Source organism: Streptomyces sp. NPDC032472 (genome assembly GCF_040636955.1).
GTDB lineage: Bacteria > Actinomycetota > Actinomycetes > Streptomycetales > Streptomycetaceae > Streptomyces.
Map to the genome: position 1 here is coordinate 17,343 of NZ_JBEZVK010000059.1, position 25,058 is coordinate 42,400.

A 25,058-nucleotide genomic window follows, 5' to 3' on the forward strand; every position below is an offset into this window, starting at 1 on the left:
CGCTGTACGCGCCCCGGTGGCCGCAGCAGCCCCGGCAGCCGCAGCCCTTACGCCGCCTGGAGGGTGCGCAGGAGCTCGAAGGCCGGGGCGTCCACCGCACGCTGGGTGTTGCCCAGGGCTACGACGGCCACCTGCTTCTCCGGGTCGAACCCGACGAAGGAGGAAAAGCCGCCGGTGCCGCCGTTGTGCCAGATCTGGAGGTGGCCGCCCTGCCGGGCGTGGAGGCGGTGCGCCATCCAGCCGAGGTGGATCCACGCGAACGGGCTCGTGCGGTGCTCGACCTCGCGGCTGAGGCGGATCGCCTCGGCGAGTTCGGCCGGGCGGGTGTCCCACTGGGCCCGGAGGAAGGCCGCCAGGTCGGTGGCGGTGGAGCGCAGCCCTCCGGCGCCGGCCAGGTCGGCGAGGTGCCAGGGGCGGGCGGGGCGCCCGCGGCCGGTGTGGCCCTGGGCAAGGGCGGGCGAGCGGCTGCCGTCGACGGTGACGGCGGTGTCGGCCAGGCCGAGCGGGGCGCAGATCTCCCTGGTGACCAGGGCCTCGTAGTCCGTTCCGGCGCGGCGGGCGAGGGCCAGGCCCAGCAGGCCCGCCCCGAGGTTGGAGTAGCGGAACCGCTCCCCCGGCACCGCTCCGAGCCGGGTCCTGGCCAGGCCGGACAGCAAGACGTCGGCGGTGCAGCCGGCGTACGGGTCCGGCTTGGCGGGACGCAGCAGCGCGGGCAGCATCATGCCCTTGGGCAGGCGGGGCAGGCCGGAGGTGTGCGTGGCCAGGTGGCGCAGGGAGATCTCCCGGCCGCCGCGCGCCGGGACGACAGCGCCGGGCGGCAGCAGCGCGGCCAGCGGCTCGTCCAGGTCCACCGTGCCGGCCACCGCCAGGCGCGCCAGGACCAGGGCGGTGAACACCTTGGTCACCGACCCGATCTCGAACAGGGTGCCGGGGCCGGGGACACGGGAGCCGGGGCCGCCGGTGCGCCCGGCACCGCGGATCTCCACGTCGTCGCCTGCGACCGCGGCGACGACCGCGCCCACCTGCTGCTCGGCCAGCCGGTCGGCGGTCTGCTGGGCAAGGGTGGCGAGTTGTGGTGTCATGACCGCCATTCTTGGCCCGCCGGCCCGCCGACTCCTGCGCCCAGATGATGATTTCGGCCGCGTACGCCTCCCACCTGAGCAGTAGCCGGCCCCGCTAGACCGGCGCCGGAGCCGGCACCGCGAGCTGCTGCTGCCGGTCCAGGGGCGCGAGGGCCAGGAGCAGCAACAGCCCGCCCAGCGGCATGAGATCGAGGCTCGCGGCGGTGACGGCGATGCCGGCGACCACCACGAGCGGCCGCCAGGCCGCGATCCGCCGCATGGCCGCCAGCTGGGCGGTGAGCAGGACCATGCCGACGTAGAAGAGCAGCGGGAGGACGGTGTAGACGGCGGGCGTCACGCCCGGGTGGCTCCTGACGCTGTCGAACATGACGTTCATGGCCGCGCGGTCCGCGCAGAGGAACCCGACCACCAGGTCGATCGCGGCCTGCGCCGTCACCGCTGCCGCTCCGAGCAGGCCCGCGGCCGTCGCGGCGCCGGCGAGCGCGCGAACCGTCGGCCCCCGCCCGGCCGCCGCCCACCGCCGCATGCGCCACATCGCCGGGACGAAGGCCAAGACGGAGGCCAGCAGCGCCAGATGGCCGAGGCTCCAGGCGAAGCCGGGGTTGTGCGTGGGGTCGCTGAGGCGGATGAGTCCGTAGACCGTCAGGCAGAGCGGAGCGACGGTGAACCAGGGCCACCGGCGTGGTGTGTTCGACATGGAAGGATCATGCGTCCGGGGCTTAGTCCCGGTCCTCGGGGAAGGCCCTGACGCACCCCTGACGCGCCCCCGAGCCGGACAGTGGGGGACCGCCTCAGCCCCCCGCTGATCCCGGCACCCCGTTGACCAAGCCGGCACCACCGGCCCCACGCGTCCCGCCGCCCCCGCGTCCCGCTGTCAGACCGTCGCCGAGCGGGGTGCGCCGGTACAGGACCTGCCGCCCGTGGCGGGCCCGGGTGACGAGGCCGGCCGCGTACAGCACCCGCAGGTGCTGGGAGACGGCGCTCGGCGTGACCCGCAGCCGACGGGCGAGCTCCACCGTGGCCAGCGGCTCCGCCAGCATGCTCAGCAGCCGGGCCCGGGGGGCGCCGAGGAGCTGCACGAGGGCCGGACCCCCGCCTGCCGGGCCGGCGCCGGGACCGTCCTCGGGCACGGGCGCCCAGAGCGTCGCCACGCCGCGGCAGGGGTACAGCAGACCGGGCGGCTCCTGCGGGCCGACCGGCGGAGCGCACTTGTGGGCGAAGACGGAGGGCACCAGCAGCAGGCCCCGGCCGCAGGCCCTGGCGTGGTACCCGCCGATGGTCCGGTGGATCCGCAGGACGCCCCGGCCGCCCTCGTCCTCCCAGCGCAGCTGCGGGTGCATGTCGGCGAACAGCAGCCGGGCGCCGCCCCGGGCCAGCTGCCGCGCCCGGTAGGTCATGTCGGCCTCGGCCACCAGGCGGATCTGCGGCCAGAACGGCCGGACGGCGCTCTCCCAGTACCGCTGCAGGAGCGTGCAGACGGTATCGCGCAGTGCGCTGACGGGCCCGTCGCCGGCTTCGGTCGCCGCGTGCAGGGGCGCGGGGAGCGGTTCGCCGTCGTACGCGGCCAGCAGGTCGCGGCGTACCACGTGGGGCGGGGTGGCGCGGACGACGGCCAGTTCGTCCTCGAAGGCCGGCTCGAAGGCCGCGGGCCGGGGCGTCAGGAAGTCGGGGAGGGTGAGCAGGTCGGTCACCAGGGCCATCAGCAGGCCGGTGTCCAGGCCGGCCAGCCCGGGGCGGACCGATCTGAGCCACGGCAGGTGCAGTGCGGAGATGCCCGGATCGCGCAGCACCCGCAGGCTGAGCACGGTCTCGCCGAGGGGCGAGACGGCGAAACGGGTGTGCGCCAGGTCTTCGACACCGAGCTCGAAGCTGATCATTAAGCCGTACGCTACATCAGTTGGCAGGGCGCTCCGGGTGCCGTGGACTGCCTGCATGACATCCCCGACTCCCGCCGCGGGCCCGGCTCCTGCGCGCCCGCTGAGCCGCCGGCTGGTGCTGATCCTCTCCCTGACCTGCGCCGTCGCCGTGGGGAACCTCTACTTCCCCCAGGCCATCGGCCCGCTGATCGCCACCGGGCTGGACGTCCCGCCGGATGCGGCCTCCCTCGTGGTGACCGCCACCCAGATTGGCTACACCGCCGGGATGGTCCTGCTGGTGCCGCTCGGCGACCGGTTCCGCAACCGCCCGCTCCTGGTGGTCCTGCTCGCCCTCACCGGTCTGGCGCTGCTGGGTGCGGGCTGCGCCCCGGCCCTGGCTCCGCTGGTCGCGGCGAGCGGCCTGGTCGGGCTGACCACGGTGGCCGCGCAGGTCATCGGGCCGATGGCCGCCGGTATGGTGGCGCCGGAGCGCCAGGGGGCCGTGATCGGCACGCTGCTGAGCGGCTCGACCGCGGGCATGCTGCTGGCCCGTACGTTCAGCGGGGTGCTCGGCGAATGGCTGGGCTGGCGGGCCCCGTACCTGGTGGCCTCGGTGGTGGCCCTGCTGCTGGCGGCCGTCATGGCGTACGCGGTGCCGCAGACCACCCCCTCGGAGTCCGCGGTCCGCCGCCCGTACGCGGAGTTCCTCACCCAGCCGCTGCGGCTGCTGCTCGCCGAGCCGGAGCTGCGGCGCTCCTGCTTCTACCAGGCCGTCGTGTTCGGCGGGTTCTCGGCCGCGTGGACCAGCGTGGCCCTGCTGCTGACGGGGCCCGTGTACGGAAGGGGGGCGCAGGCCGTCGGGCTGCTCGCCCTGGTCGGCGGGGCCACCATCGTGTGCACCCCGTACGTCGGCCGACTGGTGGACCGGCACGGGCCCGCCCCGGTGAACCTGGTCTGCCTGCTGGGAGTCGTCGTCTCGGCCGGGGTCCTCGCCGTCGGCGGCCTGGGCGGCGCGGCGGGGCTGGCCGCGCTGACCGCGGGCATGCTGCTGCTGGACGTCGCCATGCAGGGCGGCATGGTCGCCAACAAGGCGCGGGTGTACGCCGTCCGGCCCGACGCCCGCAGCCGGCTCACCACCGCGTACATGACCTGCTCCTACCTGGGCGGTACCGCAGGGTCCTGGCTGGGCGTGCGCGCGTGCACCGCGTACGGCTGGCCGGCGGTCTGCGCCCTGATCGCCCTGCTCGCGGCGGCCGGTCTCGTGCGGCATCGGTTCGGACCAAATGGGGGCACCGCATGCATGGATGACGGGCGACACGTGGAACGCATGGCCGTGACCCACCACCCCCCGCACCGAGGTGAACGATGAACACACCCGCTCCGGAGCCGAAGCGCCGCACGAAGAAGACCGCCGCCGCGAAGACGGCGAAGACCGGGAAGGCCGAGAGGGCCGAGAGGGCCGAGAAGACCGCCGCCAAGGAGAAGGCACCGGCAGGCAAGAGAGCCGCGGCCGGACGGACCCGCAGTACCGGCGGGCGGACCGTCGGAAGCGGCGAACTCCGGTCCGGTCCCGCGGTGGGGACCGCGCTGGTCTCCGGCGAGACCTTCCGCGCCAAGGGCCTTCCGTACGCCGACGTCGACGGGCTGGCCATGTTCGAGGGCGACATCGTCCTCGGCACCGTGAAGGAACTGGAGAACCAGGCGGCAGCCGGCGACGCGCCGATGATCGAATCGATCGGGATCCCCGGTCAGCAGTTCCGCTGGCCGAACGCCACCGTCCCCTTCGAGATCGACCCCGCCCTGCCCAACGCGCAGCGCGTCACCGACGCGATCGGGCACTGGGAGGCGCACACCCGGATCCGGTTCGTGCAGCGCACGCCCGCGAACGCGGGCCTGTTCCCGGACTTCGTCCGGTTCGTCCCGGGCGAGGGCTGCTCGTCGATGGTCGGCCGGCAGGGCGGCCGGCAGCCGATCACCCTGGGCCCCAACTGCACCGCCGGCAACGCCATCCACGAGATCGGGCACACGGTGGGCCTGTGGCACGAGCAGAGCCGTGAGGACCGCGACCGGTTCATCAAGGTCGTCTTCTCGAACATCGACCCGTCGATGCAGTTCAACTTCCTCCAGCACATCGCCGACGGCGACGACCTGGGGCCCTACGACTACGGCTCGGTCATGCACTACCCGCCGACGGCGTTCGCGATCGACCCCTCCAAGCCCACCCTCGTGCCCCGGCAGCCGCTGCCCCCGGGCGTGGTGATGGGCCAGCGCACCGGGCTCTCGCAGGGCGACATCGACGGGGTCCACGCGCTGTACCCGGTGACGCGCGGGCTGCGGGCACCGGCCATGGAGGCCCCGGCCCTCGGCTTCGGCAGCCCGTTCGCCCTGGCCGGCCAGCACCGCGCGGCGGGCTTGGCCGACGGCCCGTCCGACGGACTCGCCGAGCAGGTGCGCCGGCTCACCCAGCTCGTGGGCGAGCTCCAGCTCAGCCACAGCAGCCTCGTGTCGCAGCTCGGTTCGCTGTTCGCCGGCCGCGCCGGACAGCAGCAGTGACCCCGGCCGTCCCGTACGGCAAGGCCCCGGCCGCCCCGGCGGCGGCCGGGGCCGGGCGGCCCGGGTGACGTCCGAGGTCACGGGATGGGTGCTGCTGCCCCCCGATGCGCCCGCGGCCGTGGCCGCCCGGGTCCTGGTGGAGGTCCGCGACGTCTCCCTGGCCGATGCGCCCTCGACCGTGGCGGGCTCGCAGCTCCGGACCGGCGTACGCCTCTCGCCGGGCGGGCGGATCCCGTTCGGCGTGCGGGTCGCGGACCTCGATCCCGCACGCTCGTACGGACTGCGCGTGCACATCGGCTTCTCAGCGGCGGGCGCGGTGGAACCGGGCGACCTGCTCACCACCCGGTCCCTGCCCGTGGTGCCGGGGTCCGCGGACGGGCTGCTCGCCCCCGTGGACCGGGTCGACTGACGCGACCGCCGGGCGGCAACGCGTCAGGCGCCGGCGGCGGAGGCCTCCGAGGCGGCCGAGGCACGCGCCCCGCCGCCGGACGGCACGAAGACGATCCGGGACCCGGAGGGCAGCGGGGACTGCCAGGCCGCCTCCACCTCGGACAGCGGCAGGGCGGTCACCTCCGACGTCGGCTCCAGGGACGGCAGGTGGGCGAGCAGCTCGCGCAGGGCGGCGGTGCGGCGGAAGCCCGGGATCGACCCGAGGCCGCTGCCGCAGATGCTCACGTCCGCCTTGCGCAGCCAGGCGGACGGCAGGGTCATGTCCGGACCGGCCGCCGAACCCACCTGCACCCACCGCAGCGGCCGGGCGAGGTCGGTGCGGCAGCGCAGGATGCCGTCGAGCGCCAGCTCCGCGGGCCGCTCCCACAGGTAGTCCAGGACGACGTCCGCGTCGGCGGCCGCGGAGCCGAAGGCGGCCGCGACCTCCTCGTCGGGCCCGTCCAGCGCCACCGTACGGTCGGCGCCGAGCCCGCTCACGGCCTGCAGCGCCCGTGGATCACGGCCGGCCGCCACGATCTCGGCGGCGCCCTGGTCGCGGGCCAGCCGGACGGCGGCCCGCCCGGCGTTCCCGGTGGCGCCGAGGACGAGGACGGACTCCCCCGGGCGCAGCCGGGCCCGCTCGCGCAGGGCGATCCAGGCGGAGGAGGCGGGGTTCATGGCGGCGGCGACCGCGACCGGGTCGAGCCCGTCCGGTACGGGCATCAGGGCATCGGCCGGTACGGCGATGCGCTCGGCCATCGTGCCGTGCGGGGGCTCGGTGGCCGGGACGTAGACGAGCGCACCGTCCGCGGTCCGGCCGACCCCGTCGAAGCCGGGGGTCAGGGGCAGGGCGTCGCCGCCCGTGTAGTGGCCGCCCGAGGCGAACGCGCGCACCAGCGGGTAGAGCGCCGCCGCCAGCATCTCGACGACCACCTCGCCGGGTTCGGGGACGGGCTCCGGCACGGACTCGTACCGGGGCGGCTGCCCCAGGGCGTGGACCACAGCTGCGTACATGAACCGGCCCCCAAAGGGTGTGAAAGGCGGTGAGGCGATCGGGCTCTTTTTGGGCGGTACCCGACGTTCCGATTGTGACGGCTGTCCGCGGCGAGGCCGTTGCGCCACGCGGGGACACCGGTGCGGTACGGGTGCGGCACCGGATGGGGTGCCGGGCCCGCGCCGTCAGTTGCCGGTGGCGAGGTCCTGCATACCGGGGGCGTGGACGAAGTCCGTGAGGGAGACGGTGTAGTCGCCGCGCTCGGGCCGGTAGGCGGTGCAGTACCGGGTGGGGTACCAGCCGGGGGCCTGCCAGGCCTTCGGCTGGGGCACCGGTTCGCAGGTGCGGTGCGGGGCGGGCGCGGTGCTGTGCTGCTCCAGGAACTCCTTGGTGAGCATGGGTTCCAGGAAGATGAGCCGGCCCGCGTAGGCGCCGTAGATGAAGGTCTGGCCACTGAGCGTGCCGGTGGTCGGGGGCCGGCTGTCGAGGTGTGCGCCCATGGCCCCTTCGGCGGTCTGCGGGCTGCTCGCGGGATAGCCCACCGGCAGGTAGGCGGCGGGGACGGGCTCGCCGGCCGCGTCCAGCTGGTCGCAGGCGATGAGCAGGGCGCAGCCGCCGGTTCTGATCGCTGCGCGGTCCTCCTGCGGGACCAGGTAGAAGTGCACGTCGAAGTGGGGGACGTCGTAGCGGCCGTGCGGGTTGTGGCCGTACGGGTTCCAGTTGAACAGCGCCCACCGGAACGGTATGTCGGCCGGGGAGGACGAAGAGGACGAAGAGGACCAGGAGGACGAGGGGGAGGGCGAGGAGGAGGGGACGGGCAGGGCGAGCTCCCGGCTGTGTCCGCCGACGCACTCGTGCATGGCGTCGATGTGGTCGTCGCCGTCCGCGTCGTAGCAGTGCCTGCCGTCGGTGGGGGCGGTGGGCAGTCCGGTGAGGGCGGCGGCGGTGAGGGAGACGCCCAGGGCGCGGGGTATCCCGTTCGCGTACTCCCCGTACGTCCTCACGGTGCCGTGGCCGAGTGCGGCGGCGGGGCCCCACCGGGTGCAGGTCGCACTGCCGGCCGTGGGGCCGCAGTCGGGGAACAGGGCGGGGGATCCGGCGGGCGGGCGGTTGGCCGGCGGCTGGAGGAGGGCGGGCACGAGCGCCGACAGCAGGGCGACGGAGGCCAGTGCTGCGGCGGCGGGGGGGCGTATGCGGAAGCCGTTCATACGAGGACGCTCCAGGAGGTGCGTGCGTTGAGCTCCGCGGCGTCCGTACCGGTGACCTGGCGGGTGCAGGACTTGATGCCGTCGAGCCGGTCAGCCGGCAGGACGTGGCGGATGTCGAGGAAGCCGTTCGGGGCGAGGGCCTCCACCTGACGGAGCAGCGGATCGGGTTCGAGGCGGCGGTGGGCCGCGAGCAGGCTCGTGGTGTGCGGCCGGCGGGCGGCCTCGTAGCGGGACAGGGCCTCGTCCACGTCGTGGCGGGCGAGTTCGTACGCCAGGACGCGGGCGTCGACGACGGCCTGCGAGGCACCGTTGGAGCCGGTCGGGTAGACGGGGTGCGCGGCGTCGCCGAGCAGGACGGCGCGGCCGTCGGTCCAGGAGGGCAGCGGGTCGCGGTCGATCATCGGGTAGAGGCCGATGCGGGGCGCGGCGGCGACGATGCCGTGGAGGTCGAGGAAGTCGCTGCGCCAGCCGTCGATGTGGGCGAGGACGTCCTCGGGGGGCACGGTGCGGTCCCAGTCGGCGCCGGCGGGCGGCTCGGCGGCGTACCGCTCGGCGTCCGAGCCGGTGCCGGGGGCGGTGCCGGATCCGGGGTCGGTCCCGGTGCCGAGGCCGGTTCCGGTGCGGCTCTCCACCACCCAGTTGAGCAGGGACCGCCCGGCGCGGTCCGGCCGGGAGACCGCGTAGACGACGGCCTTGACGCGGGAGTTGCAGCCGAGGATGACCATGGTGCGCCCGTCGAGGAAGGGCGGCCCCTGGGTCACCCCGCGCCACATGGAGATGCCGTTGTGCAGCGGTGGCCCTTCGTCGGGGTACATGGCGGCGCGCACGGTCGAGTTGATGCCGTCGGCGCCGATGAGCAGGTCGCAGCCGAAGGGCTCGGACTCCCCCGCCACGTACGCCCGCACCCGCGGGCCACCGGGTATCCGGTCCTGCTCGTAGCGGACCAGGCGGCGGCCGGTCAGCAGCACGTCGGGGCCGAGGCGTTGCCGTACCGCGGCCAGCAGCAGGTCCTGGAGGCGGGCGCGGTGCACCGAGTACTGGGGCCAGCGGTATCCGGCGGCCCGTCCGCGGGCCTCGGACCAGATGAGGCCGCCGTAGCGGTGGTGGTACTGGAGCCGGGTGGTGGCGACGGCGACCTCGTCGAGGGCCTGCGCCAGCCCGAGTTCGGTGAGTTCCCGCACGGCGGCCGGCTGCAGGTTGATTCCGGCGCCGACGGCGCGCATCTTCGGGCAGGATTCCAGGATCACCACATCGTCCAGGCCTGCCGCATGAAGACTCAAGGCGGTTGTGAGGCCGCCGATTCCGGCACCGGCGATCACGATACGCGGAGGTTTTCTTCTGCCGTAGCGCGACATTTCTCTCCACCTCCTGGGGAAGACCCTTCCGCCACAAGGTCCGTAGCCCGTAAGGGGGTCCGGCCGCAGCGCGGGAGAACTCAAAGGTGCGCAGGTCAACGACTTCCGATCACCCGTTCAGAGTAGGGCCGAATGCCGCCTGACGGGTGACATGGCTTTAATCAGGTGTCGGCAACAGAAAGGCTGCGACATGCATCCCGTGACGTTCGAACCGTGCGACGTCCAGCGGCTCCAGCATGCTGTTGACTACGCCCTCCATGCCTCCAACAAATCACTGGACGCTCTCCTCCCACCCTGGATACCGGGAGATCTCAAACGGGAAATCAAGAGCGGATGCGTTGTTTCGCATTGCGCAACGCTACTGTTCCCGGAAACGGTCGAATCCGCTCTCGAGTACTTCGAGGAAAACGGCTGGCGCGCCTCGACCACCATACCGAGCGTGCTGGTCAAGCGCCGTCTGGTGGAGCGCCATTGGCTGCCGGACGATGCGGACATACGGGTGACGCGGCTGCGCGTCACCACCGAACCGGCGCCGGAGGTGGAGGTCTTCCTCTTCCCTCGGTGCAGCCCCGGCTACAAGGACGACGTGAGCGCGCAGGAGCGCGTACACGGCTTCGAGAACCACGTCGGCCTGTTCATGGCCGAGGCCGAGGAGGCCCGCCTCACCCGCCTGGCGGACGGGCTGGAGACCACCGGCCGGATGGTCTACGAGGGTTCGGCCCACAACCCGCACGAGAACACCACCATGCTGTACTTCGCGCCCAGCGCCCCCGTGGCCAGGACCCGGCGCCGCTTCCCGCGCTGGGAGCTCCAGTGCGCGGGTGACCTGACGGCGTGCGCCGCCCGGCGGGAGGTCAGGGTCCGGGCGCTGTTCCAGGCGTACGAGGCGCTCAAGGCGAACCACGTCGACGGCGGCGTGATCCCGTCCGTCTCCGCGCGGCGGCGCGTGCCCGTATCGGTGCCGAAGGCCTGACCGGCCCGGCGACCGATCCCGGATCCCGGCGGCCGGGCGCGGCCGTCGATCGCGGCCGTCAGAGGCCCGGTGCGGGGGGCCACCGGGCCTCTGGCCTGCTGTGACTCTGCCCACCCTCCCTTGACCGGGGAAAGAAGGCATACCTAAGTTCCTGAGCATGGCCCCCCACGACCAGACTCCCCGCCCCCGCCCGGAAGACGGCTCCGCCGCCGGGACGCCGGACAGCGCCGCGCTGGTCGGCTTCGACGTCGACCTCACCGCGCAGGAGCTGCAGCGCCGCGCCCAGGTGCTGGCCGCCCTCGGGCCGGAGTGGGACCCCGTCGAGGTCCTCCGCGGCGAGGAGGTCGCCTACGACCTGCTGTACTCCGGCCTCGACGCGGACCAGCAGCGCATCTACGAGGACCTGGTCGCGGCCGGTGTCCTGCCCCGGCGCGAAGGCGGCGGCCGTGCTGCCGCTTGACCCGCAGGCCGACCCGGGCCGCCGCGCCTGGGTGGCCTGCCCGAACTGCGACGACCGGCAGGGCTGCGATCCGTGCGCGGCGCAGCGGAGCTGCTCGCGGCACTGGCGCTACCTGCTGACGAACACGGGCAGCCTGCTGCACCTGCAGTGCCCCTCGTGCACCCACGTCTGGGTGCACGAGAGCGGCTTCGGCGCGACCCGCTCCGTGTGGGAGCCCGTCCCCCGGTCAGGGCCCGGGCGCTGACCCGCGCGGCCGGGCCGGCGCAGGGTGCCGGGCGTCACCCGGGTGGGCGGTCCCGCTGGCCGGGGCCCGCGCGGGGCGGCTTGCTGGGGGCATGAGACAACGCGCGCCGGGTGGCTCCCGGACCATGGATCCGGCCACACCGAGGGCCGCCGGCCTCGCGGGCGTGGTCTTCGCCGTGCTGCTGGCGGCCTCGATCGTGCTGATCCGGATCTCCCTGCCGGCGGGCGCCGGCGCGGAGCAGGTCACCGTCGCCCCGGACCGCCGGGCCGCGCTGGACACGGCCGTCGAGCTCGTCCCGTTCGCCGGCATCGCCTTCCTGTGGTTCATGGGGGCGCTGCGCGAGCACACCGGGGACGCCGAGGACCGCTTCTTCGCCACCGTCTTCCTCGGCAGCGGGCTGGTCTTCGTCGCCTGCCTCTTCGGCGCGGCCGCCGCGGGCTGGACCGTGCTGACCGCCGACCAGCCGCAGGACTTCGGCCGCCACTTCGCGTACACGCTGCTGACGACGTACGGGATGCGGATGGGCGCCGTATTCGTCATCGCGGCCTCGACCATCGGGCACCGGCTCGGGGCCTTCCCGCGGGCGCTGAGCCTGGGCGGGTACATGGTCGGGCTGGTGCTGCTGGGCGTGAGCTCCTCCGTGCCGTGGTCGGAGCTGGTCTTCCCGGCCTGGGCCCTGGCCATCAGCCTGTACGTGCTCCGCACGTCCCGCCACCGCCGCGGGTAGCCGGTGGGCCCCGCGGGACCGCTCTGCGTTCCTGGGGCTCCGCCCCAGACCCCGCGCCTCAAACGCCGGCGAGGCTGATGTTGCACCCCCGGCTCGAAAGCGACGGCGCCTCCGTCCTTCGAGGCGGGGAGCCGGCAGATCCAGCCTCGCCGGCGTTTGAGTGCGGGTCCCCCGGACTGAGTCCGGGGGAGGGTCCGGGCGGGGCCCGGTGGCCGGCGGAGCCGGGTTCACTCCAACGGACCGGCAGACGGGCCGGGTGGGAACGGGGGCGGCACGCTGAGCCGGGGGGCCACGGAAAGGACCGCACCTTGCTGAGGCTTGTCGTCGATCTCAACCGATGCCAGGGGTACGCGCAGTGCGCCTTCCTGGCTCCCGACGTGTTCGCGATGCACGGGGACGAGGGGCTGCTGTACGACCCGGAGGCCGAGGCCGCCCAGCGCGAGCGGGTGGCCCAGGCCGCCGCGGCCTGCCCCGTACAGGCCATCCTCGTGGAGGAACTGGAGGCACGCGATGCCTGACCCGACGCTGGAGAGCCTGAAGAACAGCGGACGGATCGTCGTCGTCGGGGCCTCGCTCGCCGGCCTGAGGGCCGCCGAGACCCTCCGGGCGAAGGGCTTCAAGGGCTCGCTCACCATGATCGGCGACGAACCGCACGAGCCGTACGACCGGCCACCCCTGTCCAAGCAGGTGCTGCTCGGCAAGGCCCGCGCCGAGCACACCGCGCTGCCCCGCCGCCGCGCGGTCGACGCGCAGTGGCGGCTGGGCGTGGCGGCCAGCGGCCTGGACATGGCGGCCCGCCGGGTCAAGCTGGCCGACGGCGAGGAGGTCGCCTACGACCGGCTGCTGATCGCCACCGGCGTGCGGGCGCGGCCGTGGCCGAACGAGGCGGAGGGCGAGCTCGACGGCGTGTTCGTCCTGCGCACCTGCGACGACGGGGCGGCCCTGGCCCAGCGGCTGGACGCCGGGCCGCGCCGGGTGCTGGTCATCGGCGCCGGGTTCACCGGGTCGGAGATCGCCTCCGCCTGCCGCGAGCGCGGGCTCGACGTCACCGTCGCCGAGCGGGCCGACGCACCGCTGGTGGGCGCGCTCGGCGGGGTCGTCGGGGCGGTGGCCGGGCAGCTCCAGCGAGAGAACGGGGTGGACCTGCGCACCGGCATCATGGTGACCGCCCTGGAGGGCGACTCCACCGGACGGGTCCGGGCCGCGCACCTGTCGGACGGCACCACGCTGGAGTGCGACGTGGTGGTCGTCTCGCTGGGCGCGCAGCGCAACACCGAGTGGCTGGCCGGCTCCGGGCTGGGCGCGGGCCCCCGCGGCATCGCCTGCGACGCGGGCTGCCGGGCCTTCGACATCCGGGGCATCGTCACCGACGACGTCTACGTGGCCGGCGACGTCGCCCGCTCCCCGCACCCGCTGTTCGGCTACCAGTTCCTGTCGCTGGAGCACTGGGGCAACGCCGTCTCCCAGGCGGAGACCGCGGCCCACAACATGCTCAGCGACAGCACCGAGCGGCGTCCCCACATCTGGGTGCCGGCCTTCTGGTCGAGCCAGTTCGGCGTGAACATCAAGTCCGTCGGCGTGCCGTCGATGGGCACGGAGATCATGATCACGCAGGGTTCGCTGGGCGAGCGCCGCTTCACCGGGGTGTACGGGTACCAGGGTCGGGTCATCGGCGCGGTCACCTTCGACAACGCGCGCTGGCTGGAGTTCTACGAGCGGCAGATCGAGACGACCGCGCCGTTCCCGCCGCCGTTCGCCAATGTCGACCGGCGCGCCGAGGGGGCCCGGCCGGTGCCGGCGGACTTCCCCGACCCGTCGGTTCCCACGCACGGGCCGACCGTGACCCTCAGCGGATACTCGCCGACCGACCGGCGGTTGACGTTCACCCCCGCCGGGCGCTGACCGCCCCGCACGCCCGCTCCCGGAGGACCCGTCCATGAAGCAAGGCATCCTGACCCAGATCCTGGACCACGAGACCCGCGCGAACCCGTACCCGCTGTACGAGGAGCTCCGCAGGACGCCCGTCTACCACGACGGGGAGGGCCCGTACGTCGTCAGCACGTACTACGAGATCAAGAGCCTGCTGCACGACCCGCGGCTCAGCTCCGACGTCCGCAACCGCACCGCCTCCGGCGGCGACCCGCTGGGAGACGACGAGGAGGAGGGGGCGCTGCCGCCGAGCTTCCTGAAGCTGGACCCGCCCGAGCACGACCGGTTGCGCCGGATGACCAACCGGCCCTTCGGGCCGCCGCACTCCCCGCGCCGGATCGAGGGGATGCGCGGCGACCTCGAGCTCATCGTGAAGGGACTGATCGACGGTCTCGGGACCGGGGCCGACGGGAACACGGCCGGCACGGAGCGGATCGATCTGGTCGACCAGTTCTCCTACCCCTTCCCCGTGACCATGATCTGCCGGCTGCTCGGGGTGCCGAAGGAGGACGAGGCCCGCTTCCACGTGTGGGCCGACACCCTGGCGGCGAGCCTGGACCCCGATCCGGACGCGGACGCGGCCGAGCGGGAGAAGATCACGCACGACGCCCGCATGGAGCTGGGCATGTACCTGGCCGGGCTGATCGAGGAGAGGCGCAGGAACCCGGCCGACGACATGCTGTCGCAGCTGGCCGCCGGGCACGGCCCGGACGAGTCGATGTCCACGATGGAGCTGCTGAGCACCGCGGCGCTGCTGCTGATCGCCGGGCACGAGACCACCGTCAACCTGATCACGAACGGCATGCTGACGCTGCTGCGCAATCCGGACGTGCTGCGGCGGCTGCGGGCCGAGCCGGGGCTCGCGGTGCCGCTGGTGGAGGAGCTGCTGCGGTTCGAGCCGCCGGTGCAGATGCTCCCGCAGCGCACGCCGCTGGCCGACATCGAGGTGCGGGGCGTCACCATCCCCAAGGGGTCCTCGATGTGGCTGATGCTGGCCGCCGGCAACCGGGATCCGCAGCGGTTCGAGAACCCCGAACGCTTCGACCCGGACCGCAAGGACATCCAGCACCTGGGGCTCGGCAGCGGCATCCACAGCTGCTTCGGTGCGCCGCTGGCGCGGCTGGAGGCACAGCTCGCGCTGAGCGAGCTGGCGCGGCGGCTGGAGAACCCGCGGCTGCTGGAGGACCCGCCGCCGTACCGCCAGAACGCGGTGCTGCGCGGGCCGCGCCACCTGATGATCGCCTGCGACGGCATCCGGCCCTGAGCGGGCGGGGCAGGGCGGCGCGGCCCCCGCCGGTCAGGGCCCGGCCGGCCGCCGCCAAGTCCGGTCCGCGAACAGTCCGTTGATCCTGGGGGTGGGACTCGGCGGCGGCGCATATGCTCCGGGCGTGCGCCGCAGCGGCGTGCGTACGAACGCCTCGCGAGCCGTAAGGGGACCGCCGTGAGTGTCCGCATCCAGCCCTCCTCCCAGGTCGACGAGACCGCCGAACTCGGAGAGGGGACCACGATCTGGGATCTGGCGCAGATTCGGGAGGAGGCCCGGCTCGGGCGCGGCTGCATCGTCGGGCGCGGTGCGTACGTCGGTCCGGGCGTGCGCATCGGGGACCACGTGAAGCTGCAGAACTACGCGCTCGTGTACGAGCCGGCCGTCCTCGGCGACGGGGTGTTCATCGGGCCCGCCGCCGTGCTGACCAACGACTTCTACCCGCGGGCGGTCGACCCCGACGGCCGGCTCAAGCGCGGGGACGACTGGGAGGCCGCCGGCGTGGTGGTCGGCGAAGGCGCCTCGCTGGGGGCCCGGTCGGTGTGCGTGGCAGGGGTGCGCGTGGGGCGGTGGGCGCTGGTCGCGGCCGGTGCGGTCGTCTCCCGGGACGTGCCGGACTTCGCGCTCGTGGCAGGGGTGCCGGCCCGGCGGATCGGCTGGGTGGGCCGGGCCGGGGTGCGGCTGGTGGAGTGCGAGGGGCGGGCGGGCGTATGGGAGTGCCCGCGGACCGGGGCGCTGCACGAGGAGAAGGACGGAACGCTGGTCGAGCTGGCCTGACACCGGCCGGATGCCGAGCCGACACCGGCCCGGCACCGGCCCTGCACGGGCCCTGCACCGAGCTGACGGTGCGTCGGAATTTAGGTCACCGGCATTTCCTCAAAACCGCAATCAACGAACATCCTTGGGCATACCTTGTCCGTGTACACGGGATCTGAGCAGGCAACAGGCTTGGTTCAGTGGGGGGTTGTACACGACGGGGCATCGCTGGGGGGATCCAGTGGGCGGCCCCGGACGGCTCGTGCCGCAGGGGGATTCACACCGCCGGTACGTGCGCCGTCGTGCGCCGTGCGGCGCAGTCGTGTCGTGCACCGTCACGCGCAGGCGCAGTGGTGCCGCGCATGTCCCCCCTCAGGACGACGACCGCCCGGTCTGTCCCAGGAGCGATCAGAGGGGGTAGGTGTGTTGGAGCCGTACAGCTCGGACATACGGGGTGCGCGCAGCGCGCGGGAGGCCGGGGTGGGGGCCCGGTGACCGTGACCGCCGCACGATTAGGAGCACTGGCCCAGGAGGACCCGTCGCTGCACGCGCTCGCCGAGCGGCTGCTCGCGCTGGCCGAGGCGGGTCTGCCCGAGATGTACGTGCCGGGAGCCGACACCTTCGTCTTCACCAGGGCGGGCACGATCGCCCCGGACGGCAGGCCGCGGCTGGAGCGGCGCGGGACCAGCACCCGGTACGCGGCCATCACCGCGCTCGGGGCGCGGTTCCTGCCCGAGGACCGGCAGCGTGCCGTCCTGGGCGGGCATTCGGCCGAGGAGTTCACGGGGCTGCTGGTCGAGCGGCTGCCCGCGGTGCCGAACCTCGGCGACGCGGCGCTGATCGCCTGGGCGGCCGCCGAGACCGGCCATCCCAAGCTGGCCGACGCGCTCGCCCGGGTCGCCGCGCTGGACGTTCCCGACCGGCCGCAGTACACCGTCGAGGCGGCCTGGGTGCTCTCCGCCCTCGCCGCCGCGCGGAACTCGGCGGACGTGGAGTACCGCCTGGCGGCCGCGCGCGACCGCCTGCTGGCGGCCAGGACGCCCGGTGTCCCGCTGTTCGCGCACGCCACGGGCCCGGGACTGGTTCCCGGGTACCGCTCGCACGTGGCGTGCTTCGCCGACCAGACCTATCCCCTCCAGGCGCTGGCCCGGCTGCACGCCAGCGGCACGGACCCGGAGGCCCTGGAGGCCGCCGACGCCTGCGCCGCCCGGATCTGCGCCCTGCAGGGGGACGGCGGGCAGTGGTGGTGGCACTACGACTCCCGCACGGGCGGCGTGGTGGAGGGCTACCCGGTGTACAGCGTGCACCAGCACGCCATGGCTCCGACCGCCCTGTTCGACCTGGCCGAGGCCGGCGGCACCGACTTCGGGGCCCGGACCCGGCGCGGACTGGCCTGGATGGCTCAGGTGCCCGAGCTGCAGGGGCCCGACGGCACTCCGCGCGAGTCGATGATCCGCGAGGACCACGGCGTCACCTGGCGCAAGGTCCACCGCGGCGACCCGGCCAAGGCGGTACGGGCCGCCCGCGGGCTCACCACGCGGGTGGCCCCACAGGCCCGGCTGGCCCCGCTCGACCGGATCTTCCGGCCGCTCGCGGTGGACCGCGAGTGCCGACCCTACGAGTTCGGCTGGATGCTGCACGCCTGGCTCGGGGGGTTGGACAGATGAGCCGACGCGTGTCCTTGTTCGGGGTCACGCTCGACGCCCTGACCATGGACGAGACCGTGCAGCGCTGCCTGGAGGCGGTGCGGCGCGGGGAGCAGATCGAGATCGGCATGGTGAACGCCGCCAAGCTGGTCAACATGCGGCGCGACCCGCGGCTCGCCGCCGCTGTCGCCGGCTGCGACCTCGTCCTGGCCGACGGCCAGGCCGTGGTGTGGGCCGGCCGCGCCCTCGGCGTCCGGCTGCCCGAACGGGTGGCGGGCATCGACCTGTTCATGCGGCTGCTGGCCGCGGCCGAGACCGCGGGCATCCCCGTCTACCTGCTCGGCGCCCGCCAGGACGTCCTGGAGCTGATGCTCCGCCGGATCGCCGAGCGGTTCCCGGCGCTGCGCGTGGCCGGCAGCCGCAACGGCTACTTCGAGGACTCCGAGCAGGCACCGATCGCCGACGCGGTCGCGGACAGTGGCGCGCAGCTGCTGTTCCTCGGCATGACCTCGCCCAAGAAGGAGATCTTCACCGCCGGCCACGGCAAGCGCACCCGCGCCCACGTGGTGCACGGCGTCGGCGGCTCCTTCGACATCCTGGCCGGCATCACCAAACGGGCTCCGCTGGTCTGGCAGCGCATGGGGCTCGAATGGTTCTACCGCGCCCTGCAGGAGCCGCGCCGCCTCGGCAAGCGCTACCTCACCACCAACACCGCCTTCCTCCTCATGACCGTCCGGGAGCTCATCCACCGGACACCGTCTGCCGGTTCCGCGAACAGGAGTCACTGATGCGCGTCGTCGTCGTGGGACAGGGATACGTCGGCCTCCCGCTGGCCATCAGGGCCGCCGAGGTCGGACACCAAGTGATCGGGTACGACGTCGACGCGCGGCGGGTCAAGAGCCTCGCCGCCGGCGAGTCGTACGTGGAGGACGTCTCCTCCGAACGGCTGGCCCGCGCCCTGGAGCGCGGCACGTACCGGCCCAGTGAACTCGCCCGGGACTGCGGCGGTTTCGACGTCGCGGTCGTCACCGTGCCCACCCCGTTGCAGGACGGCGCCCCCGACCTGCGCTACATCGAGGAGTCGGCGCACACCCTGGCCCGGTTCCTGCGGCCGGGCGCGACGGTCGTCCTGGAGTCCACCACCTACCCGGGCACCACCGAGGAGCTGTTCGGCCCCATCCTGGAGGACGGCTCGGGCCTGACCGCCGGGTCCGACTTCCACCTCGGCTACAGCCCCGAGCGCATCGACCCCGGCAACACCGTGTGGGGCTTCCAGCAGACGCCGAAGGTCGTCTCGGGTGTCGACGCCGCCTCGCTGAAGGCGGTGGAGGCCTTCTACGGGGAGCTCGTCGACACGACGGTGCCGGTGCGCTCGCCCAAGGAGGCCGAGCTCGCGAAGCTGCTGGAGAACACCTTCCGGCACGTCAACATCGCCCTCGTCAACGAGATCGCCATGTTCGCCCGGCACCTCGACATCGACGTGTGGCAGTCCATCGAGGCGGCGTCCAGCAAGCCGTTCGGCTTCATGAAGTTCACCCCCGGCCCCGGCGTCGGCGGGCACTGCCTGCCCATCGACCCCTCGTACCTGTCGTGGCGGGTGCAGCGCGAACTCGGCCAGAACTTCCGCTTCGTGGAGCTGGCCAACGACATCAACAACCACATGCCCGAGTACGTCACGCGCCGCGTCGTCGACGCCCTCAACGCCAAGCGCCGCTCGGTCAACGGCTCCCGGATCCTGCTGCTGGGACTGGCGTACAAGAAGAACACCGGCGACGCCCGGGAGTCGCCGTCCATGCGGATCGCCCAGCTGCTCCTGGAGATGGGCGCCAAGGTGCGCGCCGCCGACCCCCACGTGGTGGAGAGCGTCGAGGTCGACGCGCGGCTCACCCGGGTCGAGCCGACCCGCAAGGAGCTGTCCGCCGCCGACGTGGTCGTCCTGCTCACCGACCACGACGCCTTCGACTATGCGATGGTCACCGAGCACGCCTCGCTCGTCCTCGACTGCCGCAACCGGATGTCCGGACCCACCGTGGAGGTGCTCTGACCCCATGCCCCGGATCGTGTGCGTGGCCGGAGCACGGCCCAACTACATGAAGATCAAACCGGTGATGGACGCCCTGGAGCGGCACGGCGCCGAGGTGGTGCTCGTCCACACCGGCCAGCACTACGACGCGTCCATGAACGACGTCTTCTTCCGCGACCTCGGCATCCGTCCCCCCGACCGGTACCTGGGCGCCGGCTCCGGCACCCACGCCCAGCAGACCGGCCGGGTGATGGCCGCCTTCGAGCCGCTCCTCGACGAACTGGCCCCGGACGCGGTCGTCGTGGTCGGCGACATCAACTCCACGCTGGCCTGCGCCCTGGTCACCGCGAAGGCCGGGCCGCTGCTGGCGCACGTCGAGGCGGGCCTGCGCAGCCGGGACTGGAGCATGCCGGAGGAGGTCAACCGCGTCGCGACCGACCGGGTCAGCGACTACCTGCTGGCCCCCTCCCCCGACGCGGCCGCGAACCTGCGGTCGGAGGGGTACCGGGAAGACCAGATCCACGTCGTCGGCAACGTCATGATCGACACGCTGCTGGCCAACCTCGACCGGGCCCGGGCCACCGACGCACTGGAGCGCCACGGGCTGGCCCGCGGCGGGTACGGCCTGGTCACCCTGCACCGGCCGGCCAACGTCGACGACCCCGACGCCCTGCGCGGGCTGCTGAAGGCCCTCGGTGAGGTCGCCGGGCGGTGCCCGCTGCTGTGGCCCGTGCACCCGCGGACCGCCGACCGGCTGGCCGAGGCCGGGGTGCCCGGCGGGATCCGGCCGGTGCCGGCCGCCGGGTACCTGGACTTCATCGCCCTGCAGGACGGCGCCCGGCTGGTGCTCACCGACTCCGGGGGCGTCCAGGAGGAGACCACCGCGCTGGGCGTGCCCTGCGTGACGCTGCGGGAGAACACCGAGCGGCCGATCACCGTCGAGGAGGGCACCAACGTCCTCGCGGGCACCGACCCGGAGCGCATCACCGCCACCGTGCACCGGGTGCTCGACGACCCGCCCGCGCCCCGCTGCCCCGAACTGTGGGACGGCCGGGCGAGCGAGCGCATCGCCCGGGTCCTGCTGGACGGCGGGAGCGAACGGACCCGGCTGCGGCCCACCGACCTGGCACCGTAGCGGCGCCGCACACCGTAAGTCCGTAGTACGACCCACACGACCGCAAGACCGCAAGACCGCAAAGCCGCACGACTGCACGACTGCAACACACCGCAAACACCGCAAAGACAGGGCGGCGGCGCTGCACCCCACGGCGCCGCCGCGAGGGGGAAGATCGTGGATCTCGCGGAGATCTGGCGGGTCATGCGCAGGCGCTGGTACGTCCTGCTGCCCGGGCTGCTGCTCACGGCCGGGCTCGTCGCCGGCGTGTACCTGCTGGTCCCGGTGGAGTACACCTCGCAGAGCACGGTGACGCTCCTGAACTCGAAGAAGGCCACGGTGGCCTTCGACGGCAACCCCTTCCTGAGCACGCAGTCCTCGCTCACCGGAATGGCCGACGGCCTGGCCCGCAACCTCAACTCCGACGACTCACGGGCCGACCTGAAGTCCCAGGGCGTCACCGGAACGTACGAGGCGAAGATCGCCGACAACGCCCAGGGACCCTTCATGTGGCTGAGCGTCACCGGCACCCGGCCGGCCGCCGTCCTGAAGTCGGACCAGCTCCTGACCGCCTACGCCGAGAAGCGGCTGAAGGAGTTCCAGGCCCAGCAGTCCGTGGCACCGGACGCCATGATCCGGATGGCGACGATCGTCCCGCCGCAGGAGCCGGAGCCGCAGACCAAGACCCGGATCCAGTACCTGGTCATGGCGGGGGCGCTGGGCTTCGTCCTCAGCCTGGTGGCCACCTTCTTCGTCGAGGCCCGCCGCCGCACCTCCGGCAAGCCGGGCCGGCACCGGCCCGCCCCGTCCGAGACGGCCCCGGACGAGGGAGTGTCCGAGCGCGAACCGTCCACCGCCGCGCCGCAGGAGCCCGTCCTGCCGGCCGCCGCGCACGGGCCTGCGGGATCGCCGTGACCGGCCCCGCCACCGGCACCGGAGCCGGTACGGACACCACGGCCGCGGCGGCGGCCACGTCCCCGGGCCCGTCCCTGGGGCGCAAGGTCGGCTCGGCCGCCCGCTGGAGCCTGGTCAACACCGTGGTCATGCGGCTCGGGAACTTCGTCACCGGGATCATCCTGGCCCGCTTCTTCCTCGGCCCCGAGGCCTGGGGCGTCTACGGGATCGCCCAGACGGTCCTGCTCGTCCTGCTCTCCGCGAACGAACTCGGCGTGTCGCTCGCCCTCGTGCGCTGGGAGGGCGACCCGCGCCGCTTCGCCCCGACCGTCCTCAGCCTGAGCGCCGCCTCCAGCTGCCTGCTGTACGCGGTGCTGTTCGCGTCGGCGCCCGCCGTGGCCCGGGTCCTGGGCTCGCCCGAGGCCGACGGGGTGCTGCGGGTGATGTGCGTGTGCGTGGTCCTCGACGGCCTGGCGCAGGTCCCCGCCGGCTTCCTCACCCGGGAGTTCGCGCAGGGCCGCCGGATGGCCATCGACGGCGTCAACTTCGTCCTGAGCACCGCGGTCACCCTGCTGCTGGCCGTGCAGGGCTGGGGCGCGATGAGCTTCGCGTGGGGCTCCGTCGCCGGGAACGCCGCCGCCCTCGCCGGCTGCTGCCTGGCCGCGCCGGGCACCCTGCGGTTCGGCTGGGACGCGGAGCAGGCCCGGGCGCTGCTGCGGTTCGGGCTGCCGCTCGCCGGTGCCAGCATGCTCGCGCTCGGCGTCGTCAACGTGGACACCATGGTGGTGGGCTCCGCGCTCGACCAGGCGGCCCTCGGGTTCTACGTGCTCGCCTTCAACATCTCGGGCTGGCCCGTGCGCATCATCTCCGAGGCCGCCCGGCGCGTCTCCTTCGCCGGGTTCTCCCGGCTGGCCGAGTCGCCGGGCGCGCTGGCCGCCGGGTTCGGGCGGGCCATGGGCGTGGTGATGACGGGCACCGTGCCGCTGTGCGTGCTGCTCGCCGTCCTCGCCGGGCCGGTGATCGGGCTCGTGTACGGGGAGCGCTGGCTGCCCGCGGCCGGCGCGCTGCCCTGGCTGATGGCGCTGGGCCTGGTCCGGATCGGCTGCGAGCTTGCGTACGACTGCCTGGTGGCCGTCGGGCAGCGCCGGTCCCTGATCGGGGTGCAGGGGCTGTGGCTGGTCGTCCTGGTCCCGGTGCTCGTGGCCGGCGCCGGGGCGGGCGGGATCGTGGGGGTGGCGCAGGGGCACGTGCTGGTGGCAGGGGCCGTCGTGGTGCCGGTGTTCCTGGTGGCCCTGCACCGCGGCGGGGTACGGGTGGGAACCGTGGCGCGCGCGTGTGCCTGGCCGTTCCTCGGCGGCGTCGTGATGGCGGGGGTGCTCCTCGGCCTGGACCGGCTGCTCGGCGACGGTGTGCTCGCGCTGCTCGCGACGGGGACCGCCGGCACGGTCTGCTACGTGGTGTGCGTGCTGCCCAGCCGCGGCTTCCTGCGCGGCTCCCCGCCGGGCGGAGCGCCCGCCGGTGCGACCGCGGCGGCCGGGGGGTAGCGGCCGTGGCACGCGACCGGAAGCGGCTTGCGGCCTGGCTGGCGGCCGGGCTCCTGCTGGCCGTCGTCATGACCCTGTACCAGGCGCAGCGGACCGGCAGGGGCGAGCCTTCGGCGGGGCCCTGCCCGGAGAGCGCCCTGGACTGCCCGGGACCCGGCGCGAGCGCCGCGTCCCCGCCCGCTCCCTCGCCGGACCCGGGCGCCACGGGCACGGCGGGCCCCTCCCCCGGTACGCCCTCGTCCTCGCCCTCCGCGGGCTCCCCCACGGGGTCGGGTGCGCCCGGGACCGGTCCGGCGGGGCCCTGCTCCTCGCCGGGCGCGTGCGGGTTCCCCGACGAGCGCACCACCGGACCGCGGACCGAGCTGGAGCGGCACGACACCGGCAACATGTCCGTGAAGACCGACGGCACGGTGATCCGCGGCTGGGACATCAAGGGCTCGCTGGACGTGTACGCCAACGACGTCACCGTCATCGACAGCCGGATCACCTCCACCAACTGGTGGGGCATCAACCTGCGCCCCGGCTACAGCGGCCTGAAGGTCCTGCACACGACGATCACCGCCGTCCCGGGCAAGGGGCCTGACAACGGGGGCGTCAACTACGCCGTGTCCAACATGGGCACCAGCTCGATCGAGGTCGGCTGGTGCGACATCTCGGTGTTCGGCAACGCCCTGTCCATGGGCCAGGGCGACCTGCACGACAACTACGTCCACGACATCGTCGCCTTCCGCAACCAGGGCGGCGAGTGGCAGCACACCGACGCCGTCATCAGCGGCGGCGGGAACAAGGGCCGCCTCAGCGTGCGCCACAACACCCTGCTGAACCCGGTCCGCGTCGACCAGGGCGCGACCGCCGCGATCGGGCTGTTCGCCGACACCGGCACCGTCTCCTCGGTGACCGTCGACCGCAACTGGCTGGCGGGCGGGGCGTACGCGCTCTACGCGGGCGGGCCCGGCGCGACGAACATCCAGATCACCGACAACGTGTTCTCCACCGAGTACCACGCGGCCGCGGGGGCCTACGGGCATGCCACCGCCTGGAACGCGGGCGGCGCGGGGAACGTGTGGCGCGGCAACCGCACGACCGGCGGTGTGCCCGTCGAACCCCCGCCCTCCTCCTGACGACCGGAAGGACCTCATGCGGCGCATCGTCCGGGCTCCCTGGGAGCTGCTCAAGCGGGCCTTCGGCTGGCTGGTGCTCTTCGAGGCCAGGAACAAGCTGCTGCTCGCGCCGTCCGCGGTGCGGCTGCGCCGCTTCGAGGACGCCGAGACGGCCCGGCTCGCCGCCCTCCTGGGCCGGCCGCCACAGGCCCTGGTGGCCACCGTGATCGCCACGCACCGGCGGCCGGAGGCGCTGCGCGCGGCGGTCCGCTCGGCGCTGGCGCAGACCGTGCAGGACCAAGTGGTCATCGTCGTCGACGACGGGGCCGGCCTGGGCGAACTCCCCGAGGATCCGCGGCTGTTCGTCGTGTCGCTGGCCCGGAACACGGGCACGGCCGGGGTCGTGCGCAACGTGGGGATCCGGCTGACCCGCTCGCGGTACGTGGCCTTCCTCGACGACGACAACCTGTGGGAGCCCGACCACCTCGCGCAGGCCCTGGCCGTGCTGGAGGCGCCGGGCGGGCCGGACGCCGTGTACACCGCCCTGCGCCGGGTGCTGCCCGACGGATCCGAGCGGGACCTGCTGTCGGTGCCCTTCGACCGGCGCCGGGCCGCGCACGAGGCGTTCCTCGACACCAACGCGTTCGTGGCGCGGCGCAGCCGGGCGCTGCACTTCAGCCGGCTGCGCCGCACGCCCGAGGTGCTGCCGCGGGAGGACTGGGAGCTCGTACGCCGCTACAGCCGCCGCCACGAGGTCCGCCATCTGCCGCGGCCGACGGTGCGGTACCTCGTCAATCCGGAGAGCTTCTACACCGCGTGGGACGGGCGGGCGCCCTCCGGGTGACCCCCGGCCTCGGACCGAAGGACCGAGGGCCGACGGGCCGACGGGCCGACGGGCGTGCGGGCG

At 73.9% G+C, this 25,058-nt stretch carries 25 protein-coding genes; 19 read left to right on the forward strand and 6 right to left on the reverse strand.

The annotated features are described in order from the left end of the window. Positions 1-47: 47 nt before the first annotated feature. From AB0F11_RS29410 to AB0F11_RS29420, 3 genes are all read right to left on the reverse strand, one after another. Positions 48-1,082 carry a serine hydrolase domain-containing protein gene (locus AB0F11_RS29410; RefSeq protein ID WP_362179992.1) on the reverse strand — a complete coding sequence of 345 codons (1,035 nt, stop codon included), beginning with the start codon at positions 1,080-1,082 and terminating at the stop codon, positions 48-50. A gap of 94 nt (positions 1,083-1,176) precedes the next feature. Further along, a complete protein-coding gene (locus AB0F11_RS29415) occupies positions 1,177-1,779 on the reverse strand; it encodes a hypothetical protein (RefSeq protein WP_362179995.1) in 603 nt (200 codons plus the stop codon). A 94-nt stretch (positions 1,780-1,873) separates the two neighbouring features. Next, the gene (locus AB0F11_RS29420; RefSeq protein WP_362179998.1) at positions 1,874-2,959 is read right to left on the reverse strand and encodes an ArsR family transcriptional regulator; all 1,086 of its coding nucleotides are present in this window, start codon (positions 2,957-2,959) and stop codon (positions 1,874-1,876) included. Positions 2,960-3,014: 55 nt separating this feature from the next. Here AB0F11_RS29420 and AB0F11_RS29425 point away from each other — a divergent pair, with 55 nt between their 5' ends. The 3 genes from AB0F11_RS29425 to AB0F11_RS29435 all read left to right on the forward strand — a co-directional run bounded on the left by AB0F11_RS29425 (position 3,015) and on the right by AB0F11_RS29435 (position 5,900). After that, positions 3,015-4,307 (forward strand): MFS transporter, encoded by a 1,293-nt coding sequence (locus AB0F11_RS29425; protein ID WP_362180001.1) that lies wholly within the window; start codon positions 3,015-3,017, stop codon positions 4,305-4,307. After that, positions 4,304-5,491, forward strand: a complete 1,188-nt coding sequence (gene legP / locus AB0F11_RS29430; RefSeq protein WP_362180004.1) for a Dot/Icm T4SS effector Zinc-dependent metalloprotease LegP — start codon at positions 4,304-4,306, stop codon at positions 5,489-5,491. The genes AB0F11_RS29425 and legP overlap by 4 nt, the downstream gene beginning before the upstream one ends. Before the next feature lie 64 nt (positions 5,492-5,555). Next, positions 5,556-5,900 carry a YbaY family lipoprotein gene (locus AB0F11_RS29435; protein WP_362180007.1) on the forward strand — a complete coding sequence of 115 codons (345 nt, stop codon included), beginning with the start codon at positions 5,556-5,558 and terminating at the stop codon, positions 5,898-5,900. A 23-nt stretch (positions 5,901-5,923) separates the two neighbouring features. On the opposite strand, the gene AB0F11_RS29440 is transcribed toward AB0F11_RS29435, so the two are convergent. The 3 genes from AB0F11_RS29440 to AB0F11_RS29450 form a co-directional block, all read right to left on the reverse strand. Continuing rightward, a complete protein-coding gene (locus AB0F11_RS29440; protein WP_362180010.1) occupies positions 5,924-6,934 on the reverse strand; it encodes a zinc-binding alcohol dehydrogenase family protein in 1,011 nt (336 codons plus the stop codon). 165 nt (positions 6,935-7,099) lie between these two features. Continuing rightward, a complete protein-coding gene (locus AB0F11_RS29445; RefSeq protein WP_362180013.1) occupies positions 7,100-8,122 on the reverse strand; it encodes a hypothetical protein in 1,023 nt (340 codons plus the stop codon). After that, positions 8,119-9,477, reverse strand: coding sequence for an FAD-dependent monooxygenase (locus tag AB0F11_RS29450; protein ID WP_362180016.1), 1,359 nt, complete (start codon positions 9,475-9,477; stop codon positions 8,119-8,121). The genes AB0F11_RS29445 and AB0F11_RS29450 overlap by 4 nt, the downstream gene beginning before the upstream one ends. A 439-nt stretch (positions 9,478-9,916) precedes the next feature. Between AB0F11_RS29450 and AB0F11_RS29455 the strand changes: the two genes are divergently transcribed. From AB0F11_RS29455 to AB0F11_RS29530, 16 genes are all read left to right on the forward strand, one after another. Further along, a complete protein-coding gene (locus tag AB0F11_RS29455) occupies positions 9,917-10,450 on the forward strand; it encodes a hypothetical protein (RefSeq protein ID WP_362180019.1) in 534 nt (177 codons plus the stop codon). 151 nt (positions 10,451-10,601) lie between these two features. After that, positions 10,602-10,910 carry a DUF6400 family protein gene (locus AB0F11_RS29460; RefSeq protein ID WP_362180058.1) on the forward strand — a complete coding sequence of 103 codons (309 nt, stop codon included), beginning with the start codon at positions 10,602-10,604 and terminating at the stop codon, positions 10,908-10,910. Further along, entirely contained in the window at positions 10,897-11,154 is a 258-nt protein-coding gene (locus AB0F11_RS29465; RefSeq protein ID WP_362180022.1) for a hypothetical protein, read from the forward strand. The genes AB0F11_RS29460 and AB0F11_RS29465 overlap by 14 nt, the downstream gene beginning before the upstream one ends. A 91-nt stretch (positions 11,155-11,245) precedes the next feature. After that, positions 11,246-11,881 carry a hypothetical protein gene (locus tag AB0F11_RS29470; RefSeq protein ID WP_362180024.1) on the forward strand — a complete coding sequence of 212 codons (636 nt, stop codon included), beginning with the start codon at positions 11,246-11,248 and terminating at the stop codon, positions 11,879-11,881. A gap of 311 nt (positions 11,882-12,192) precedes the next feature. After that, positions 12,193-12,399 carry a ferredoxin gene (locus AB0F11_RS29475; protein ID WP_361908986.1) on the forward strand — a complete coding sequence of 69 codons (207 nt, stop codon included), beginning with the start codon at positions 12,193-12,195 and terminating at the stop codon, positions 12,397-12,399. Next, positions 12,392-13,783 (forward strand): FAD-dependent oxidoreductase, encoded by a 1,392-nt coding sequence (locus tag AB0F11_RS29480; protein WP_362180027.1) that lies wholly within the window; start codon positions 12,392-12,394, stop codon positions 13,781-13,783. Before AB0F11_RS29475 ends, AB0F11_RS29480 begins: the two co-directional genes overlap by 8 nt. Before the next feature lie 34 nt (positions 13,784-13,817). Next, positions 13,818-15,074 carry a cytochrome P450 gene (locus AB0F11_RS29485; RefSeq protein WP_362180030.1) on the forward strand — a complete coding sequence of 419 codons (1,257 nt, stop codon included), beginning with the start codon at positions 13,818-13,820 and terminating at the stop codon, positions 15,072-15,074. 177 nt (positions 15,075-15,251) lie between these two features. Next, complete coding sequence (locus AB0F11_RS29490; RefSeq protein WP_362180033.1) at positions 15,252-15,851, forward strand: acyltransferase; 600 nt, start codon at positions 15,252-15,254, stop codon at positions 15,849-15,851. Positions 15,852-16,321: 470 nt separating this feature from the next. Further along, complete coding sequence (locus tag AB0F11_RS29495; RefSeq protein ID WP_362180036.1) at positions 16,322-17,497, forward strand: hypothetical protein; 1,176 nt, start codon at positions 16,322-16,324, stop codon at positions 17,495-17,497. 8 nt (positions 17,498-17,505) lie between these two features. Further along, entirely contained in the window at positions 17,506-18,264 is a 759-nt protein-coding gene (locus tag AB0F11_RS29500) for a WecB/TagA/CpsF family glycosyltransferase (protein WP_362180039.1), read from the forward strand. Then, on the forward strand, positions 18,264-19,520 hold the full coding sequence (locus tag AB0F11_RS29505; RefSeq protein WP_362180042.1) for a nucleotide sugar dehydrogenase: 1,257 nt from the start codon (positions 18,264-18,266) through the stop codon (positions 19,518-19,520). Before AB0F11_RS29500 ends, AB0F11_RS29505 begins: the two co-directional genes overlap by 1 nt. A 4-nt stretch (positions 19,521-19,524) precedes the next feature. After that, the gene (gene wecB / locus AB0F11_RS29510) at positions 19,525-20,634 is read left to right on the forward strand and encodes a UDP-N-acetylglucosamine 2-epimerase (non-hydrolyzing) (protein ID WP_362180045.1); all 1,110 of its coding nucleotides are present in this window, start codon (positions 19,525-19,527) and stop codon (positions 20,632-20,634) included. 156 nt (positions 20,635-20,790) lie between these two features. Then, positions 20,791-21,528, forward strand: a complete 738-nt coding sequence (locus tag AB0F11_RS29515) for a chain length determinant protein (RefSeq protein WP_362180047.1) — start codon at positions 20,791-20,793, stop codon at positions 21,526-21,528. Further along, a complete protein-coding gene (locus AB0F11_RS29520; RefSeq protein WP_362180049.1) occupies positions 21,525-23,051 on the forward strand; it encodes an oligosaccharide flippase family protein in 1,527 nt (508 codons plus the stop codon). Before AB0F11_RS29515 ends, AB0F11_RS29520 begins: the two co-directional genes overlap by 4 nt. A 5-nt stretch (positions 23,052-23,056) precedes the next feature. Continuing rightward, positions 23,057-24,172: a hypothetical protein gene (locus AB0F11_RS29525; protein ID WP_362180052.1), complete on the forward strand. Its 1,116-nt coding sequence runs from the start codon at positions 23,057-23,059 to the stop codon at positions 24,170-24,172. 16 nt (positions 24,173-24,188) lie between these two features. Beyond that, the gene (locus AB0F11_RS29530; RefSeq protein WP_362180055.1) at positions 24,189-24,995 is read left to right on the forward strand and encodes a glycosyltransferase; all 807 of its coding nucleotides are present in this window, start codon (positions 24,189-24,191) and stop codon (positions 24,993-24,995) included. Positions 24,996-25,058 lie beyond the last annotated feature (63 nt).

Bases quoted from the DNA above. Each gene is read 5' to 3' on its own strand.
- AB0F11_RS29410 (WP_362179992.1), bottom strand. From the start codon at position 1,082: ATGACACCACAACTCGCCACCCTTGCCCAGCAGACCGCCGACCGGCTG.
- AB0F11_RS29415 (WP_362179995.1), bottom strand. From the start codon at position 1,779: ATGTCGAACACACCACGCCGGTGGCCCTGGTTCACCGTCGCTCCGCTC.
- AB0F11_RS29420 (WP_362179998.1), bottom strand. From the start codon at position 2,959: ATGATCAGCTTCGAGCTCGGTGTCGAAGACCTGGCGCACACCCGTTTC.
- AB0F11_RS29425 (WP_362180001.1), top strand. From the start codon at position 3,015: ATGACATCCCCGACTCCCGCCGCGGGCCCGGCTCCTGCGCGCCCGCTG.
- legP (WP_362180004.1), top strand. From the start codon at position 4,304: ATGAACACACCCGCTCCGGAGCCGAAGCGCCGCACGAAGAAGACCGCC.
- AB0F11_RS29440 (WP_362180010.1), bottom strand. From the start codon at position 6,934: ATGTACGCAGCTGTGGTCCACGCCCTGGGGCAGCCGCCCCGGTACGAG.
- AB0F11_RS29445 (WP_362180013.1), bottom strand. From the start codon at position 8,122: ATGAACGGCTTCCGCATACGCCCCCCCGCCGCCGCAGCACTGGCCTCC.
- AB0F11_RS29450 (WP_362180016.1), bottom strand. From the start codon at position 9,477: ATGTCGCGCTACGGCAGAAGAAAACCTCCGCGTATCGTGATCGCCGGT.
- AB0F11_RS29470 (WP_362180024.1), top strand. From the start codon at position 11,246: ATGAGACAACGCGCGCCGGGTGGCTCCCGGACCATGGATCCGGCCACA.
- AB0F11_RS29480 (WP_362180027.1), top strand. From the start codon at position 12,392: ATGCCTGACCCGACGCTGGAGAGCCTGAAGAACAGCGGACGGATCGTC.
- AB0F11_RS29485 (WP_362180030.1), top strand. From the start codon at position 13,818: ATGAAGCAAGGCATCCTGACCCAGATCCTGGACCACGAGACCCGCGCG.
- AB0F11_RS29505 (WP_362180042.1), top strand. From the start codon at position 18,264: ATGCGCGTCGTCGTCGTGGGACAGGGATACGTCGGCCTCCCGCTGGCC.
- wecB (WP_362180045.1), top strand. From the start codon at position 19,525: ATGCCCCGGATCGTGTGCGTGGCCGGAGCACGGCCCAACTACATGAAG.
- AB0F11_RS29530 (WP_362180055.1), top strand. From the start codon at position 24,189: ATGCGGCGCATCGTCCGGGCTCCCTGGGAGCTGCTCAAGCGGGCCTTC.